The sequence below is a fragment of the Allobosea sp. UC22_33 genome, from assembly GCF_042700715.1.
GTDB lineage: Bacteria > Pseudomonadota > Alphaproteobacteria > Rhizobiales > Beijerinckiaceae > Allobosea.
The window spans coordinates 2,567,074-2,582,882 of record NZ_CP170556.1; the positions used below are offsets into that span (position 1 = coordinate 2,567,074).

14 protein-coding genes and 1 pseudogene are annotated in these 15,809 nt (G+C 63.2%); 12 read left to right on the forward strand and 3 right to left on the reverse strand.

The window, feature by feature from the left end:
• Window positions 1-962: 962 nt before the first annotated feature.
• A complete protein-coding gene (locus ACFJGT_RS12120; RefSeq protein WP_377848748.1) occupies window positions 963-1,193 on the forward strand; it encodes a hypothetical protein in 231 nt (76 codons plus the stop codon).
• A gap of 1,146 nt (window positions 1,194-2,339) precedes the next feature.
• On the opposite strand, the pseudogene ACFJGT_RS12125 reads toward ACFJGT_RS12120, so the two are convergent.
• Window positions 2,340-2,504: pseudogene (locus ACFJGT_RS12125) on the reverse strand (transposase); the annotation flags it as partial.
• Between the two features lie 149 nt (window positions 2,505-2,653).
• Here ACFJGT_RS12125 and ACFJGT_RS12130 point away from each other — a divergent pair.
• From ACFJGT_RS12130 to ACFJGT_RS12160, 7 genes are all read left to right on the forward strand, one after another.
• Window positions 2,654-2,863, forward strand: coding sequence for a cold-shock protein (locus ACFJGT_RS12130; protein WP_377848749.1), 210 nt, complete (start codon window positions 2,654-2,656; stop codon window positions 2,861-2,863).
• Window positions 2,864-2,915: 52 nt separating this feature from the next.
• The gene (locus tag ACFJGT_RS12135) at window positions 2,916-4,007 is read left to right on the forward strand and encodes an MlaD family protein (protein ID WP_377848750.1); all 1,092 of its coding nucleotides are present in this window, start codon (window positions 2,916-2,918) and stop codon (window positions 4,005-4,007) included.
• A gap of 118 nt (window positions 4,008-4,125) precedes the next feature.
• Window positions 4,126-4,875, forward strand: coding sequence for a Crp/Fnr family transcriptional regulator (locus ACFJGT_RS12140; protein WP_377848751.1), 750 nt, complete (start codon window positions 4,126-4,128; stop codon window positions 4,873-4,875).
• A gap of 33 nt (window positions 4,876-4,908) precedes the next feature.
• Window positions 4,909-5,163 (forward strand): DUF6894 family protein, encoded by a 255-nt coding sequence (locus ACFJGT_RS12145; RefSeq protein ID WP_377848752.1) that lies wholly within the window; start codon window positions 4,909-4,911, stop codon window positions 5,161-5,163.
• A gap of 160 nt (window positions 5,164-5,323) precedes the next feature.
• On the forward strand, window positions 5,324-6,820 hold the full coding sequence (locus tag ACFJGT_RS12150) for an ATP-binding protein (protein ID WP_377848753.1): 1,497 nt from the start codon (window positions 5,324-5,326) through the stop codon (window positions 6,818-6,820).
• A gap of 26 nt (window positions 6,821-6,846) precedes the next feature.
• Window positions 6,847-7,260 (forward strand): response regulator, encoded by a 414-nt coding sequence (locus tag ACFJGT_RS12155; RefSeq protein ID WP_377848973.1) that lies wholly within the window; start codon window positions 6,847-6,849, stop codon window positions 7,258-7,260.
• Between the two features lie 22 nt (window positions 7,261-7,282).
• Complete coding sequence (locus ACFJGT_RS12160; RefSeq protein ID WP_377848754.1) at window positions 7,283-8,350, forward strand: histidine kinase dimerization/phosphoacceptor domain -containing protein; 1,068 nt, start codon at window positions 7,283-7,285, stop codon at window positions 8,348-8,350.
• A gap of 20 nt (window positions 8,351-8,370) precedes the next feature.
• On the opposite strand, the gene ACFJGT_RS12165 is transcribed toward ACFJGT_RS12160, so the two are convergent.
• Window positions 8,371-10,908: an HWE histidine kinase domain-containing protein gene (locus tag ACFJGT_RS12165; protein ID WP_377848755.1), complete on the reverse strand. Its 2,538-nt coding sequence runs from the start codon at window positions 10,906-10,908 to the stop codon at window positions 8,371-8,373.
• Window positions 10,905-11,453, reverse strand: coding sequence for a biliverdin-producing heme oxygenase (locus ACFJGT_RS12170; RefSeq protein WP_377848756.1), 549 nt, complete (start codon window positions 11,451-11,453; stop codon window positions 10,905-10,907). The genes ACFJGT_RS12165 and ACFJGT_RS12170 overlap by 4 nt, the downstream gene beginning before the upstream one ends.
• 182 nt (window positions 11,454-11,635) lie before the next feature.
• Here ACFJGT_RS12170 and ACFJGT_RS12175 point away from each other — a divergent pair, with 182 nt between their 5' ends.
• From ACFJGT_RS12175 to ACFJGT_RS12190, 4 genes are all read left to right on the forward strand, one after another.
• Complete coding sequence (locus ACFJGT_RS12175; RefSeq protein ID WP_377848757.1) at window positions 11,636-12,868, forward strand: putative DNA modification/repair radical SAM protein; 1,233 nt, start codon at window positions 11,636-11,638, stop codon at window positions 12,866-12,868.
• A complete protein-coding gene (locus ACFJGT_RS12180) occupies window positions 12,865-14,322 on the forward strand; it encodes a UdgX family uracil-DNA binding protein (protein ID WP_377848758.1) in 1,458 nt (485 codons plus the stop codon). Before ACFJGT_RS12175 ends, ACFJGT_RS12180 begins: the two co-directional genes overlap by 4 nt.
• 218 nt (window positions 14,323-14,540) lie before the next feature.
• Entirely contained in the window at window positions 14,541-15,410 is an 870-nt protein-coding gene (locus tag ACFJGT_RS12185; protein ID WP_377848759.1) for a hypothetical protein, read from the forward strand.
• Window positions 15,411-15,800 carry a hypothetical protein gene (locus tag ACFJGT_RS12190; protein WP_377848760.1) on the forward strand — a complete coding sequence of 130 codons (390 nt, stop codon included), beginning with the start codon at window positions 15,411-15,413 and terminating at the stop codon, window positions 15,798-15,800. It abuts the gene before it with no gap.
• Window positions 15,801-15,809: the final 9 nt, after the last annotated feature.

Sequence of the window (15,809 nt, forward strand, 5' to 3'; positions counted from 1 at the left end):
GATCCAAGGCTCCGGGTTCGACGTCGCCAGCATGAAGCCGTCCCTACTGAGCGATGTGGAACAGCGTCTGACCGATCGACGATCCTTTTGGGTTACCGCCATGCAGGTAGGACCCGGCGGGATCACAACTTGGCAAGTCGCGCGACGTGGCGCCTCGAGACGCCTCTATCCAAACGCTGGCTGATTGCGACATCACTGAGATCGACCCGGTCGCGAACGATAAATCGCACGGCAACCGATATTGGGACCAGCCCGCTGCTAAGCGGTAAAGGATTGGATCAAGAATTTGAACTCAGATCCTTCACATCCAGCATGCGACTCGCAAAGATGCCTAAGCGCGTCGGCGCTTCAATGGATTCGGCACCGCAAGTTTGATCGCACGCAATGGACGCGGAAGCACTTCGAGAGGCTAGGCGAAAACTCGGTCTGACCGAAGTTGCCTTCGGCGACATGTTCGGCGTTTCGAGGCGGTCGGTGCAGAACTGGTCGAAGAAGGGACCACCTCCCTACATTGCCGAGCTACTGAAATTGGCTCTGCTGACCCGCATCGCCGGGCCGGGCCGCTCAGACGCCGATCCGACCCCGGCAGGCGCCGTGCCTGTGGCTCCTGCCCTCGACACACTCTTAACTTCTGCCGTTGCCGCAGGCTGGGATAAGGGCGCCGTGCTTAAAGCCTTCGAAGCCTGGGTGGTTGTTCAACGGCGAAGCTCGCGCCGTTAACCATAATGAATGATGGACATCGTCATTAAAATTTTAGGGATTGAAAGCGCACATTGTGCGCCTCTATAATGTCTACATTCTCGCTGGCCTTCCGCCTCCTCTGCAGGAGCGCATTCATAGCGGGGGCCCGATGTTGCTGGGCCGAATGACGAGGCGTCTCGCCAGCCTCGTCAAACTGCACCCCTAACGAATTTCCAGCCATCCCTCAAAAGCCTGCGTCTATCCTTTCAATGGAGGCGTGCATGCTCCCTCAGCGCCGTATTGGCCGCACGAACCAACGATCTTCGATCCTCTCGCTCCGAAACGCCAGCAAAGCGAGCGGCCGCCGCCATGGTCGCGACCTCGCTGCCCTGCGGGAGGCGAACAGGAGAAGGCTTCAGGTGAAGCTCCAGGCTGCTGATCTCATCGATGATGACTTCGACGACCTCGGCTACAGCCCAGAGGTTCTGTTGCAGCTCGCAAACCAGATCTGACCGCGGCTTCCTCGGTTTCGTTCAAAATGCCGCTCGCGATCTACGCGAGCTCGGTAAGCCATCTCGCCTTCGCCTTGGTCCGAACGAGCGCCAGTCCGCGCCCCGGATGCCAAGTCGCCTCCGCATCATCCTCTCCCGAGGACACCACAGCGCCGGCCGCGAGCAGCAGTCGGCGTGATGCCGACTTTTTTCTCAGGAGCACTCATGCCGCATCGAAAGCCTCGTTCAACTGCAGGATCACCCATCGCTCGACCCTCGGATCTGCTGGCTCGCGCCTACCTCGATATCCTCGCTCGGGAGGCCGGGGCGAAGACCAGGCCAATGCTTCCAGGGGCTTACTCGAATGCCGCTTTGGAGCGTCTGATCGACGACCTTGAGGATCACGCTCGCGATACTGCCCTCGCACGTCTCCGGCCAGACCTGGCGGCCGTTGCAATCCTGATGGCGCGAGCGATCGACGCGGAGCCTGGATTAGCAGGTCAGCTCCGCCGTGACGCTCCGGTGGTGATATTGGCCACGCACAGCTCCAGCCTTGTCGAGATCGCCAAGGAAGTCGCACAGCTATGCGTGCTTCCCCAGCACACCCGGGTCTTAGACTCTGAAAGCTCCGCTACGGTCGGTCCCCAAACACGCGGAATCTTAGTGGTCCGTGACGGTGCTGCGAAAGCCGACCGTCGCGATAAGGGCAATCGCGAGATCACCAGCGCGCTTCAGTATCGAATTACGGATCGCCGCCCTCCACAGAAAATCACTCGCTGCTTCTTGAGGCCGCTTGGCGAAATCGTGGCCGAGCGATGTGTCGCGGCGAACTGGTGATGTGTCGGGCCATTCCGGATATAACAGAAATTTCCTCAATGATTTCAATGACCATTGTGTCCGGCTAATATGGCTTCAGCACGAAACCCCGAATGGATTGTCCCAAGTCGCAAGGAAAAATGGGAAATAATGCAGCGATAGGAATCGTTTAGGCGATTTCCGGGATTGCAAAATCACCAGTTCGATTTGTCACGATGGCCTCATTGAGGTCATCGGACGGCGCCTGAAAGTAAGGACCGCAGTTTGGCGGCGAGACAGGAGATCGTCTTGCCGCCAAATCGCAGCAGGAACATTCGATGAACATTGCTTGAGAGCTCGAGGCGCAAGGAGCTTGAGTTTGGCCACCTCTCGCCGCAGCTTCTCGATCTCAAGCTGCTCCGGCTTCATCTGAGCGTGGCCGGGAAAGGCCTGCGCAGGATCGGCCGAGAAGAGCTTCACCCGTTTGCGCAGCTGGTTCTCATGGACATCCAAATCCCGAGGCGCCTGCGTCACGCTAAATGAAACACCCAATCTCGGTGTCCACGAAACCGGCAGCACGCCATTCTGAAACGCGCTTAACTCCTTGGCTGTTGACCCGGCGCGGGGGATAGCTTGTCTGAGTGCCTGAGAGCGCACATGCTCGCCGCCCCACGATGGAGATGCATATGGCTAGCGGTGTCGTAAAATGGTTCAACGAAACCAAGGGCTACGGCTTCATCACCCCTGACGGCGGCGGCAACGACGTCTTCGTCCATGTTAGCGCTGTCGAGCGCGCCGGCCTGCGCGGCCTGAATGAAGGGCAGAAGGTTTCCTACGAGCTCGTGGCTGACAAGCGGTCGGGCAAGCAATCCGCCGACAACCTCAAGGTCGGGTAGAAACAAGGTTATGCGTTCCCGGGAAGCCCATGCATTGATCGGATTGGCCACGGTGGTCGTCGTCGCTGCGCTTTTCGGGCTCGCATACTGGTTCAGCAGAGGGCGGACCGATACGGTCGACGTGCGGTTGATCTTCAACGGCAAAATCTCAGGCCTGGGCCGAGGCTCGAGCGTCCTCTTCAACGGCTTGCGGGTGGGCGAGGTCACTGACATCGAGATCGAGCCCAGTGACCCGCGGCAAATCTATGCCATCCTGAAGATCAGCCAGTCAGCTCCCTTGCGGACGGACACCACTGCCCGACTGGAGGGACAGGGCCTGGCCGGCATCGTTGCTGTGCAGCTTCGTGGCGGTAATCCGCATGCCGCTCGACTGACCCCGGCTCCCGGACAGATGCAGCCGACAATCGTCGTTGAAGACTCGGCGAGCATTTTCGAGAAGGTCGGATCGATCGCAAAGAGCATCGACGAGTCTCTTGTCGCGATCGACGGCGCAATCCAGGCCAACGGAGCGCCGATAACCGAGAGGATCAAAGAGGTAGAGCGCTTCTCGGCATCGTTGAACGATAGCTCATCCTCCGTCGAGAGATTGATGAAGGGCGTTGAGGCCGTAGCCGAATTCGTCACCCCGCTACCAGGGAAACTGAAGACCTTCGGTGACGACTACCTGGATTCACTGCGTACGGTCGACAAAAATCGGATCGTTTCCATCATTGGAGATTTCGATCAGCTGACCAGCACTCTGGCTGGAGTAGCGCCTGATGTGAGAAGCGCGATCAAGACAGCCGCTTCCGTAGGCGAAAAGCTCAACAGAGCCAGCGACAACGTCGATGGCGTCTTGAAGGGAGCTCGATCATTCCTGGATGCAGCCGTCGATACGAACGGCCGGAGCGCGTTCACCGAGATTGCCGAAACAGCAAAATCCTTGAACGCCCTTGCCGCCAGTCTCGATCGCAGCTCGGCCGCAGCCACGGTTGAGATTATCCGCATGACAGGCGCTGGGTTGAAAAGCGTCGAAAGCTTTACATCCACCGGGCGGGGTAGCCTCTCTGGATTTGTCAGGACCCTGGAGAACGTGAACCGAAACCCTCAGAGTCTGCTCTTCGGCAGCAAGAACCGTGTCCCGGAGTATCGCGGCTCGCGCTAGCGCGGCGATATGAAGATTGCGCAGAGGACGTAGGTTGCGTAGGGCGAAGCATCGCATTTGAAGTGCGCATGGAACGTGATGTGTTCCGCGGTCGCGCCGCCCAAATGGCAGGGAGCGAATGGATAAGCAGCTTTATCTTGAACGCCTCGTTCTCAAGCTCGAAACCCACGTTCCGCTGCCGCCTGCCGAGCGGCAGAAATTGCTGGAATTGCCGCTCACGCTGAAGCGCTTCGAAGCCGGCCGGGACATCGTCAGCGAAGGCGAGATTACCAAGCAGTGCTGCTTGGTCGGCGAAGGGCTGGTTTGCCGCTACAAGATCGTCGACGACGGGGCACGGCAGATTCTGTCGCTTCATCTTCCCGGCGACATTCCAGATATCCACTCGCTGCTTATCGAGCGCATGGATCATTGCCTGGGAGCGCTGACGCCAGCGGTCGTCGGCCTGATCCCACATGATGCCGTTCGAGCGCTCACGCGGGCGTCCTATCGGGTATCCGAGGCATTCTGGCGTGAGACGCTGATCGAAGCCTCGATCTATCGTGAATGGATGGTGGGTATCGGGCGCCGCTCGGCACCCAGCCGCATCGCTCATCTGTTTTGTGAGTTCATCACCAAGATGACGGCTATCGGCTTGTCAGACGGGGTGACCTGCAATCTGCCTTTGACACAGCCGGAAATCGCCGATGCGCTCGGCCTGTCGACGGTTCATATGAACAAGAAGCTCAGGGAAATCCGGGAGGCCAAGCTGATCCGGCTCCGCGCCAGTCGACTGACCATTCTGGATTGGAGAGGGCTTTGCGAATTGGCGGATTTTGATCCGAACTATCTGCACCTCCAGCCCGGCGCCGCCAAAATCGTGAGCGCTTGAGGAACAGCTTGGCGCCGGCTGCATTAGGCAGACATGCCTAGCTATTTCTTCCATACCCGCGACGGAGAAAACCTCGAATTTGACGAGGAAGGCACAGATTTGCCCGATGACCAGAGCGCGCGAAATGCAGCCAAGGAATTGCTCGCTGCGATGAACCGCGAAAAGCTGCCCAATGGCGACCACATGTCGCTCTCGGTCACCGTGCAGAACGCCGAAGGAAGAGAGATTTACATGGCGAATTTGCGCTTGGATGGCTTGCCGCCATCGAAACCGGCCGGGAAGGGCTGAAATCGACCCTCGCGCAGTTTCGCTCGACGGCATTTCATACGATCAGAGGACTTCAGAGCGCGCGCGATGCACGCAGATGCATTCGCTGCAATGTCATTTGCTGTTGCTCAGTAAGCTTTGATCAGCGCAAAGAGAGAACCCTCTCCGGCTGGTTCTCCACATGCCTATCTCTCAGGCGTTCTTTCGACGCTCGAACGCCCTGCTTCTGGCCATCGGCATTGCCGTGCTGGTCGTCATCGTCACCATGTCGCTGTGGCTGACGACGGCCAGCGAGCGCTATTTCGGCGAAGTGACCGCAGCCCGCGCCGTGCGAAGCGCAACCGCCGACCTGCTGTCTTTCGTGCAGGATGCCGAGACGGGCCAGCGCGGCTATCTGCTGACACGGGACGAAAGCTATCTTGCTCCCTACAGCGCAGCAGCTTCCCGGCTTCCCGACCAACGCGCTCGGCTTGAACGTGCCGCAGCGAGGCTGCCGGAGGTCACTCCCATCCTGCAGCGGGTCAATAGCGAGCTCGACCAGAAAATGGCTGAGCTCGCGGCAACCGTTGAAGCGACGCGCAAGGGCGACACCGAGGCCGCACTGAACCGCGTCCGCAGCGGTGCCGGCAAGCGCCTGATGGACGAATTGCGCAGCGATCTCAGCGCCATTCTCGCAATCTCGGAAAAGGAGCTGCGGGAGGCGATCGACGCCCAGGTCACGGCTTCGACGAGGTTGCGCTGGACCACGATCATCGGCGCGATCCTGATCCTCGCCATGGCCGGCGCGGCGAGCTGGACGATCATCAGCTACACGCGCGAACTGGTCGCGGCGCGGCGCGAGGTCGAAACGCTCAATGTCGGGCTGGAAGAACGCGTGCGTGAGCGCACGGACGCGCTCGTCAAGGCGAACGAGGAGGTCCAGCGTTTCGCCTATATCGTGACGCATGATCTGCGCGCGCCGCTGGTGAACATCATGGGCTTCACCAGCGAGCTGGAGGCGATGTTCAAGCCGATCGAGGCCTATGTCGGCGCCGGGGCCACTGCCACCCCGGACCAGAAGGCGGCGGCCGAAGAGGCGCTGCGCGTCGATGTCGCCGAGGCGATCGGCTTCATCCGTTCGTCGACCCGCAAGATGGACGGGCTCATCAACGCGATCCTCAAGATCTCCCGCGAGGGCCGGCGCGAATTGCGGGCCGAGAGCGTCGATCTGACCGCGCTGATCGAGACGGCTGCAGCGGCGCTCCACCATCAGGCCAGCGCAGAGGAAGGCGGCGGGATCGAGATCGACGCGCAGGTTCCCCGCATCACCAGCGATCGCCTGTCGCTCGACCAGGTCATGGGCAATCTGCTCGACAACGCCATCAAATACCGCGCGCCCGATCGCCCGATCCGGATCGCCGTCCGCACCCGCCGGGAGCGGCGCGGCTGGGTGAAGATCGAGATCGAGGACAATGGCCGCGGCATCGCGGCGACGGATCACGAGCGCATCTTTGAACTGTTCCGGCGCTCCGGCTCGCAGAATACGGCGGGCGAAGGCATCGGCCTCGCCCATGTCCGCACGATGGTGCGCAATCTCGGCGGCGACATCGCCGTGCGCTCAGAACTTGGAAAGGGCACGACCTTTACCGTGACCCTGCCCCCCAATCTCGCGGCCGACAGACGGAGTGCCGAAGCGTGACCAATGGAAAGCCCGTCTCGATCATCATGATCGAGGACGATGAAGGCCATGCCCGCCTCATCGAGAAGAACATTCGCCGTGCCGGGGTCAGCAACGAGATCATCCCCTTCACCAACGGCACCGATGCGCTGAACTATCTGTTCGGCGCAGACGGTTCCGGCGCCGTCAGCACCGGCCGTCAGCTCCTCATCCTGCTCGATCTCAACCTGCCCGACATGGGCGGCGTCGCCATCCTCGAGAAGGTGAAGGCGAACGTGCATACCAAGCGCTCACCGGTGGTCGTTCTGACGACGACCGATGACAGCCGCGAGATCCAGCGCTGCTATGACCTGGGCGCTAATGTCTACATCACCAAGCCCGTGGACTATGACGGCTTCGCCAACGCGATCCGCCAGCTCGGGCTGTTCTTCTCCGTCATCCAGGTTCCGGAAACGCCATGACCGGCTTGCGCGGTCGCCGTTGATGCCGAACCGGCCCATCAACGTCCTCTATATCGACGACGACGCCACGCTCGGGCGCCTCGTGCAGCGCATGCTCGCGCGCCACAACTATGTCGTGGAGCATGTCGAGACCGCCGAGGCGGGCCTCGCGCGCGCGGCAGCGGGCGGAATGGACGTCATCATCCTCGATCACGATCTGGGGACGGCTTCAGGGCTCGATGTCCTGGCTGCGCTTGCCAGCGACGCGGCTTCTCCCGCCGTCATCTACGTGACCGCGTCCTCGGAGCTGTCGATCGCCGTGACGGCGCTGAAGGCAGGCGCCATGGACTATGTCGTCAAGACGATCGGCGAGGATTTCGAGGTGCTGCTGCGGGCGGCGCTGGAACATGCCGTCGTCAAGACGCGCCTGACCCGGGCCCGCGAGCAGGCGGAACGGGAAGTGCGGGAGGCACGAGACCGGGCCGTGACGCTGCTGGCCGAGGTCAATCACCGCGTCGCCAACAGCCTGTCGCTGGTCGGTTCGCTAGTCCGGATGCAGGCCAATTCGGTCGAGGACCCCGGCGCCAAGGCGGCATTGGCCGAGACCCAGGCGCGCATCACCGCGATCGGCAACCTGCACCGCAGCCTCTATACCTCGGACGATGTCCGTTCCGTCGATCTCGCCGGCTATCTCCGCTCGCTGCTCGACGAATTCGCCCAGTCGCTCGCCGGCTCCGGCCAGATGCCGATCATCCGCTTCGAAGCGGAGCCCGTACTGGCGAAAACCGACAAGGCGATCTCGATCGGGCTGATCGCGACAGAACTGGTCACGAATGCGCTGAAATACGCCTATCCGAACGGCCAGGGCGAAGTCAGGGTCAGTCTCGCGCGGGAGGGCGATACCGTCACGCTAGCGGTTGCTGATGACGGGATCGGCTGGAGTGGAACCGGCACGATCCGGGGCACCGGCCTTGGCAGCAAGATCGTGCGCGCGATGGCGAAAAGCCTCGCCACAGAACTGCGCTATGCCGATACCGGCGGGCGCGGCACGCACGCCGTCATGGAACTGTCGCTGGCCGGCCTGGCACCTCCGGCGTCCGAAGCGGCCTGAACGGCGCCGGACGCGATGAGCTACGCGACGCCCGGAAGCCTGCGGAGCGCCGCCTCCAGCGATGCGAGATTATAGGGCTTGCGCAGCGTCGCCGCCTCGGCGACGCCGAGGATGGCGAGGTCGTCGTAACCCGTCGCGAAGAGGAAGGGCACGCCGAGCTCCCGCAGGCGATGGCCGATCGGCTCCGAGGTTTCGGAGCCGAGATTGACGTCGAGGATCGCGAGGTCCGGCGCCGTCCGGCCCAGGAACGACAGGGCCTCGGAGACATTCGCGCAGACCTCGACCTGGCTCGCGCCCAAGCTCATCAGCATGTCCTCGCAATCCATCGCGATGATGAACTGGTCCTCGACCAGCAGCACATGCTTGCCTTCGAGCGGTCGGCCGGGCTTGCCCTTGGCAGGTAGAACGGGCGCCTCCTCGGGAGATGCCGCTTCCTCGGTCCAGCGGGCGAATTTGGCGGGGATGCAGAGCTTCGCCGTGACGCCCTCGGGCTCGAATGACAAGTCGCTGCGGCCGCCGAGATCGTAGGGAATGCTGCGATCGATCAGGATGCTGCCGAAGCCTTGACGCGACGGAGGGGCGACGGGCGGCCCGCCCCGCTCCCGCCAGACGATCTCGCAATCCCCCCCAGCATTGGCCGACCAGTCGACCGTCAGCTCGCCGGTCTTGACCGACAAGGCTCCGTATTTGGCGGCGTTGGTGATCAATTCATGGATCACGAGAGCGACGACCGAGAAGGCGCGGGCGTCGAGCGAGACGGACGGCCCGCGAACCGTGATCGTGCCGCCGCTGGTCCGATAGGGCGAAGCTTCCGCGTTGACGAGATCGAGCAGCGATCCGCCGCCGCTTGCCCGCATGGCCTGGTCATGGGCAATGGCGAGCGCCTCGATCCGCCCCTTGAGCGACGTGACATAGGCCTCGATCGTGGCGCCCTCCGCGAGCGGATGGGCGACGATCGACTTGATCAAGGCGAGGATGTTCTTGACCCGGTGATTGAGCTCCTGATTGAGCATCTTCTGGCGGATCTCGGCCTTGTTGCGCTCGTCGGCCAAGAGTTCGCTCTGCCGCAGCACGACCTCGATCAGGGTCCGGCGCGCGGATTCGGCAAGCTCCCGCTCGACCGGCGTCCAGATCTTGGAATGGCCGGCGACCGTCTCCTTCCAGACGGCGAAGCTCTGCCGTGGCGTGAGGCGGTCGCCATGGGGGCCGGTCGCATAGGTCTTGTTGGGGTCGCCGCCCCATTCGATCGTGTGGACCAGCTCCTTGCGGAAGAAGAAGAGGTAGTCGCGCGGAAGTTGGGAGAGCGGGATGGCGAGCATGCCGGCGAACGCGTCGGCATAGGCGCGCGCGGCCGGGAGCGCCTCGCCCAGTGACGTCGTAGCCCAGATCCGCCCGTCGCAGACCGATCCCGCGAAGGCGGCCAGTTCCTCTGCGAACGCGGCCGGGGGCGCGCTGCCCTCGCTCCGCCATTCGCCATTCACCCAGACGCCGACGCCGTCGCTTTCGACGAGATTGCGGAACTCGGCGAGGTGCTGACCGAGGAAGCTCGAGGCATCGGTGACATGGGCGGCGGACGAGAGCAGGCCGTTGAGGAAATCCCGCGCCTTCTCGGCGGCGAGCAGCATCTGCTTCTGCGTCAGGGCGCCGAGCTGGAGCGCGAAGAACTCGCCGAAGATCTCCGCTGCGATCCGGCGGTTCATCGAGAGCGAGCGCGGGCTGTAATGGTGGCAGGCGATCAGGCCCCAGAGCGCGCCGTCGACGATGATCGAGACCGACATCGAGGCCGAGACGCCCATGTTGCGCAGGTATTCGCAATGGATCGGCGAGACGCTGCGCAGATGGGCATAGGAGAGGTCGAGCGGCTCGCCCGCCGCATCGAGCACGGGCATGATCGGGAAGCGCTCGCCGCTCGAATCCGAGACCACGCGGATCGGATTGAGGATATAGAGCTGCCGGGCCTGCTGGGGGATGTCGCTGGCCGGAAAATGCTGGCCCATGAAGCTTTCGAGGTCGGGGCGCTTGGCCTCGCTCACGACCTTGCCCGAGCCATCGGGCGCGAATTGGTAGATCATCACCCGGTCGTATTGGAGCACGGCCCTGAGCAGGCGCGCCGCGTTCTTGATGAGTTGCGCCGGTGTCGTGACGTCCGAGAGCCGACCGACCAGCGTCCGCGCGAATTCAAGCGGCGAGCTCGGACCCGGTGCGACGCACTCCTCGAACTCGATGATCGCGTTGCCCTTGAAGGCATGGATCGAAATGTCGAACTCGCGATCCAGCGCGGGAAGGCGATAGCGGGGCATCAAGCCGGCCCGGGAAGGCACGCCGGAACGCGCGAGCGCGTTGCGCATCTCATGGACGACCGGCCCGCCGAGAACCTCTTCGAGACGGCGACCGACGAGCTCGAACTCCCCGAGGCCGAGGAAGGCGCTGGCATTGCTGGAATAGCGCCTGATCGTCACCGCCTCGGCATCGCACACGATCATGCAGCCATGCGGCTGGACGCTGCCGGGGATATGGATCGGCTCGCGATCGCAGTTCGTCAGATCAACAGTCGTCATGCGGGAGAGAGTTCTTCCGAGGTGAAGGCCTGGATGGCATGCACGAAGACCGCCCTGCCCGCTTGAGCGGCGGCACCCCATGCCTGCCGGTCGAGCCCTTCAAGCGCGACCAGCAGCGTTCGCCAGCTGTCGAGGGAGCCGGCTTGCGCCGAGAGGTAGCGCGCTCCGTATTCAGGCCCGAATCCCAGAGCACCCACTCCCTTCACCAGCACGCGTGCCCCCAGGGCGGAGCCTTCGAGAACATAGGCAGCCCCCAGGAACGCAGCCATGTCATTTGACAGATGGAACGGCTCGGCCGCGGGAAGCGGGAGCGCCATGTCGGCGAGGTCCGCCTCCAGCTCCGGCAGAAGTTGGCGCGGCTGCCAGGAGGAGAGGCGTACGGGATCGGCGTTCAGCAACGCGGCCTCGACCGGCGCGCGATGGCGGAAAGTGCCCTGCAGGAAGCGGGCATACGCGGCACGGTTCGAAAAAACGCCGACGCTGGCATCCAGTTCGCGATGAAGCTCGCTCGTCTCGTCGCGCAGGAAACTTCTGATCTCAATCATTGCGTCGGCATCCACAATCGTTCCGCATCAGCATTGCTATAACCTGATATCAACGGAATCGGCGCTGTTTTCATTGCGGATTTTCCTATCGCCTCGGTCCGCCCAGCATTCTTATCCAACAGATCGGCTTGAAACCGGGCCAAGATCGCCTTAAGAACATAGAGTGAACAAAAGGAACGGCGATGGCACAACTCACGGTCCTGGAGAAGCTCGAAATCCTCAGCGACGCCGCGAAATACGATGCCTCTTGCGCGTCGAGCAGCACTACGAAGCGGGATTCGCGCGACGGGAAAGGCCTGGGTTCGACCACCGGTTCCGGGATCTGCCATTCCTATGCGCCGGACGGCCGCTGCATCTCGCTGCTCAAGATCCTGCTCACGAATTTCTGCAGCTTCGACTGCGTCTTCTGCATCAACCGCTCGTCGAGCAACGTCCGCCGCGCCCGCTTCTCGGTCGAGGAAGTCGTCGCGCTGACCCTGAATTTCTACCGTCGCAATTATATCGAAGGCCTCTTCCTGTCCTCGGGTATCATCCGCTCGGCCGATTACACGATGGCGGAACTGATCCGAGTTGCCGAAACGCTGCGCCGGCAGCACCGGTTCCGCGGCTACATCCATCTGAAGCTCATCCCCGGCGCGAGCCGCGACCTGATCGAGCGCGCCGGGCTTTTCGCAGACCGGGTGTCGATCAATGTCGAATTGCCGAGCGAGGCGGCGCTCGCGCGCTTCGCCCCGGAGAAGCAGGCGGGCGAGATCAAGAGCGCGATGGGCGGGCTCAAGCTGAAGATCGACGCAGCGCGGGAGGAACGCGACAAGAGTGCGAAGGCTCCAGCCTTTTCACCCGCAGGGCAGAGCACGCAGATGATCGTCGGCGCCGATGGCGCGAGCGATTCCGCTATCCTGAAGCGCAGCGCCTGGCTCTATGGCAGCTTCGGCCTGAAGCGCGTCTATTACTCGGCCTTCAGCCCGATCCCCGATGCCTCCAGCCAGTTGCCGCTCCAGCCGCCGCCGCTGATGCGCGAGCACCGGCTTTATCAGGCCGACTGGCTGACACGCTTCTATGGCTTCGAGACCGAGGAAATCCTCGGGCATGGCGAGATGCTCGATCTCGATATCGATCCAAAGCTCGCCTGGGCATTGCGCGAGCGAGGACGCTTTCCCGTCGACGTGAACCGGGCCGATCGCGAGACCCTGCTGCGGGTGCCGGGTCTGGGTACGCGCAGTGTCGATCGCATCCTGGCCTCGCGACGGTTCCGCCGACTCAGGCTTGAGGATGTCGGCCGGCTGACTCGATCGCTGGCGACGATCCGGCACTTCATTCTGGCGGAGGGCTGGCGGCCGGGCAGCGGCCTCGACGCCCAGAACCTGCGGACCCGGCTGATGCCGCGACCGCGACAGTTGACGCTATTCCCGTGATCGCCGCCCGGCTGAATGGGCCTGCCGATTTTGCCGGCTGGCGCCGCGAGGCACGCCGGCTGGCGCTTGCCGGCATCCAGCCGGAGGCCGTCGCCTGGCTGACGACCGAGGACGATGCTGGCTTGTTCGCGATGGAGAATGCCGCCCCGGTCGTGGACGAAAGCACCGCCCTGACCGTGTCTCGCCGCTTCATCGAGCTTGCCGAAAGCGTCGTCTGTCATCGGGATGCCTGCCGCTTCGTCCTGCTGCATCGCCTGCTGCTGCGTTTGCAGGACGAGCCACGCCTGCTTGACAATGCAGCCGACGCCGACATCGCACGCGCCGAGGCGATGGCCCGCTCGGTACGCCGCGACCTGCACAAGATGACCGCCTTCGTCCGCTTCCGGGCCGTGTCGGGCGCGGGGGAGGACGGCCCCTTCATCGCCTGGTTCGAGCCGGAGCATTTCATCCTCGAACGGGCCGCGCGCTTCTTCACCGGGCGCTTTGCCGGTATGATCTGGTCGATCATGACGCCGCAGGGCTCGCTGCACTGGGACGGTTTGACCCTCCAGTTCGGCCCGGCCGCCAGCAAGGCCGACACGCCGGACGGCGATGCCATGGAAGCCTATTGGCTCACCTACTACGCCAACATCTTCAATCCGGCCCGCCTGAAACCGAAGGCGATGAAGAGTGAAATGCCGGTGAAATACTGGCGGAACCTGCCCGAGGCCGAATTGATTGTGCCTCTGATCGCGAGCGCCGCCCGGCGAGCAGAGGATATGGTGATGCGCGCGCCGACGCAGCCGCCCGAGCGGCATGTCAGGCAGCTTCGGCATCGCCCCGAGTTACCGGCCGAAGATTCCGCGATCACGTCCTGGCAGGATGCGGCCACTGCGGCGCAACGCTGCAAGCGCTGCGAGCTTCATTGTCACGCCACGCAAACGGTCTTCGGAGAAGGTCCGCAGGATGCACCCATCGTGTTCGTCGGCGAGCAGCCCGGAGATCAGGAGGACCTGGCCGGCCGGCCGTTTGTAGGGCCAGCGGGGCAGGTTTTCGATCAGGCGATGAGCGATGCGGGTCTCGATCGCACACGCGCCTATGTCACCAATGCGGTGAAGCACTTCAAGTTTCAGCAGCGCGGCAAGCGCCGCATCCACGAGAAGCCCAATGTCGGGGAGATCAAGGCCTGCCGCTTCTGGCTCGATCTCGAATTGCAGTTCGTGAAACCCCGGCTTGTCGTTGCCCTCGGTGCCAGCGCTCTGCGATCGCTCATCGGACATGCGGGCTCGCTGGCCAGCGCGCGTGATCGGGAGCTTGCGCTCGATGACGGCACGCCGCTGCTTGTCACCGTCCATCCGTCCTTTCTGCTTCGCCTGCCGGATGAGGGTGCACGAGCGCGGGAGTACACGCGCTTCGTGGAGGACATCAGGCGCGTGCGACAATGGATCCCTCGGCATGAGATCGAGGCTCAATAGCCTTGCGGGAAAGGGCAAGTGCAGGCGGTTGTCGGTCGGTCGAGCCCGCGTTTGGATTGAAGCAAGGACTTCAGGAACCTATCCGCAGCGCCAACCGTTTCGCCCTTACTTTCGCTCAGCAGCAGGAGGGGCACATGGACAGCATCATCTACCTCGTCGGTCTTGTGGTGGTCATCATGGCCATCCTGTCGTTCCTCGGTCTTCGATAGGAATTCGCCATGTCCATGTCTGGAACGGACGTCGTCGTCGCTCCCGTGACCGTCAACAAGGAGAACCGCTCCTATGTGCAATGGGGGCCAATTCTCGGCGGCGCGGTCATCGCGACGGCCATATCGACCATCATGACGGTCTTCGGATCGGCGATCGGCCTGTCGATGGTCTCCGCCGATTTCGAGAAGAGTTCCAGCGTCACGGCGCTGGCGATCGCAGGCGCCCTGTGGGCGCTCTGGGTTATGGTCTCGGCGACCATGGCCGGCGGCTATCTCGCCGGGCGGATGCGCCAGCCGAGCTTCGATTCCAATGGCGAGGAGCGCAAGGTGCGCGACGCGACCCACGGCCTCCTCGTCTGGGCGACCGGGGCGCTTCTGATCACCGTCGTCGCGACCTCGTCGCTGTTCGGCGCGGCGAAGACCGCGGTCAGCGGCGTCGCCAGTGCGAGCTCGGGCGTGGCGTCGCTGGTTTCGCAGAATGTCGATCCGCTCGCGATGTCACTCGACAATGTCATGCGCGCGAATGGTCAGCAGCCGCCGACCGCACAGGAGCGCGAAGAAGCCTCCCGCATCTTCGTCAACGCGCTGAAGAACGGCAAGATCGAGCAGACCGACCGGGACTACCTCGCTTCGCGGCTCGCCGCGCGGTCCGGCATCAGCGAGCAGGACGCGCAGAAGCGCATCGACGACGCCTATGCCCGGCTGGCGCAGGCCAAGGAAACCGCCAAGCAGGCGGCCGAGCGTGCCCGCAAGATCGCGGTCCTGACCGCCTTCCTCACCGCGGCTGCGCTGCTGGTGGGAGCGGCTGCGGCCGCCTGGGCGGCCGCGCTCGGGGGCGAGCATCGTGACGAGAACCTGCTTGTCGACCCGACGCTCTGATTGATCGTGCCTGTGCAAGCCCGGCTCCGCCTGGAGCCGGGCTTTTTTTCGATGTGTCGAAACGATCGGATCGCCGCAGCGTTGCTCCGGCGGCACTTCCAGAAAGGGCAAGCGATGAGCGACCGGAACCACGAACGAAATGGCAGCACCAACGGCCCGACCGAGCCGAACCAGCGCCCGCCCGAAAAGCGCGAAGATGCTACTGATGAAGCGATGAAGGGCCCGAAGATCATCTCCGAGGGCAATCAGAAGCAGCGCGCGAAGGACCGGCACACCCCTCCGGCCGGTCCGCATGCGAAGGAGTCGCAGACGAACAAGGAGGCGACGCCGGGTTCCGGCGCGCTCCCTCCGACCAAGCCCGTTCGTCATATCGACCCCGGTACTGGCTGAGCCTCATCC

What these genes read in the sequence shown, in the direction of transcription:
- ACFJGT_RS12120 (WP_377848748.1), top strand. Translation starts at nt 963, where the DNA reads ATGCTCCCTCAGCGCCGTATTGGCCGCACGAACCAACGATCTTCGATC.
- ACFJGT_RS12130 (WP_377848749.1), top strand. Translation starts at nt 2,654, where the DNA reads ATGGCTAGCGGTGTCGTAAAATGGTTCAACGAAACCAAGGGCTACGGC.
- ACFJGT_RS12140 (WP_377848751.1), top strand. Translation starts at nt 4,126, where the DNA reads ATGGATAAGCAGCTTTATCTTGAACGCCTCGTTCTCAAGCTCGAAACC.
- ACFJGT_RS12145 (WP_377848752.1), top strand. Translation starts at nt 4,909, where the DNA reads ATGCCTAGCTATTTCTTCCATACCCGCGACGGAGAAAACCTCGAATTT.
- ACFJGT_RS12150 (WP_377848753.1), top strand. Translation starts at nt 5,324, where the DNA reads ATGCCTATCTCTCAGGCGTTCTTTCGACGCTCGAACGCCCTGCTTCTG.
- ACFJGT_RS12155 (WP_377848973.1), top strand. Translation starts at nt 6,847, where the DNA reads ATGATCGAGGACGATGAAGGCCATGCCCGCCTCATCGAGAAGAACATT.
- ACFJGT_RS12160 (WP_377848754.1), top strand. Translation starts at nt 7,283, where the DNA reads ATGCCGAACCGGCCCATCAACGTCCTCTATATCGACGACGACGCCACG.
- ACFJGT_RS12165 (WP_377848755.1), bottom strand. Translation starts at nt 10,908, where the DNA reads ATGACGACTGTTGATCTGACGAACTGCGATCGCGAGCCGATCCATATC.
- ACFJGT_RS12170 (WP_377848756.1), bottom strand. Translation starts at nt 11,453, where the DNA reads ATGATTGAGATCAGAAGTTTCCTGCGCGACGAGACGAGCGAGCTTCAT.
- ACFJGT_RS12175 (WP_377848757.1), top strand. Translation starts at nt 11,636, where the DNA reads ATGGCACAACTCACGGTCCTGGAGAAGCTCGAAATCCTCAGCGACGCC.
- ACFJGT_RS12185 (WP_377848759.1), top strand. Translation starts at nt 14,541, where the DNA reads ATGTCCATGTCTGGAACGGACGTCGTCGTCGCTCCCGTGACCGTCAAC.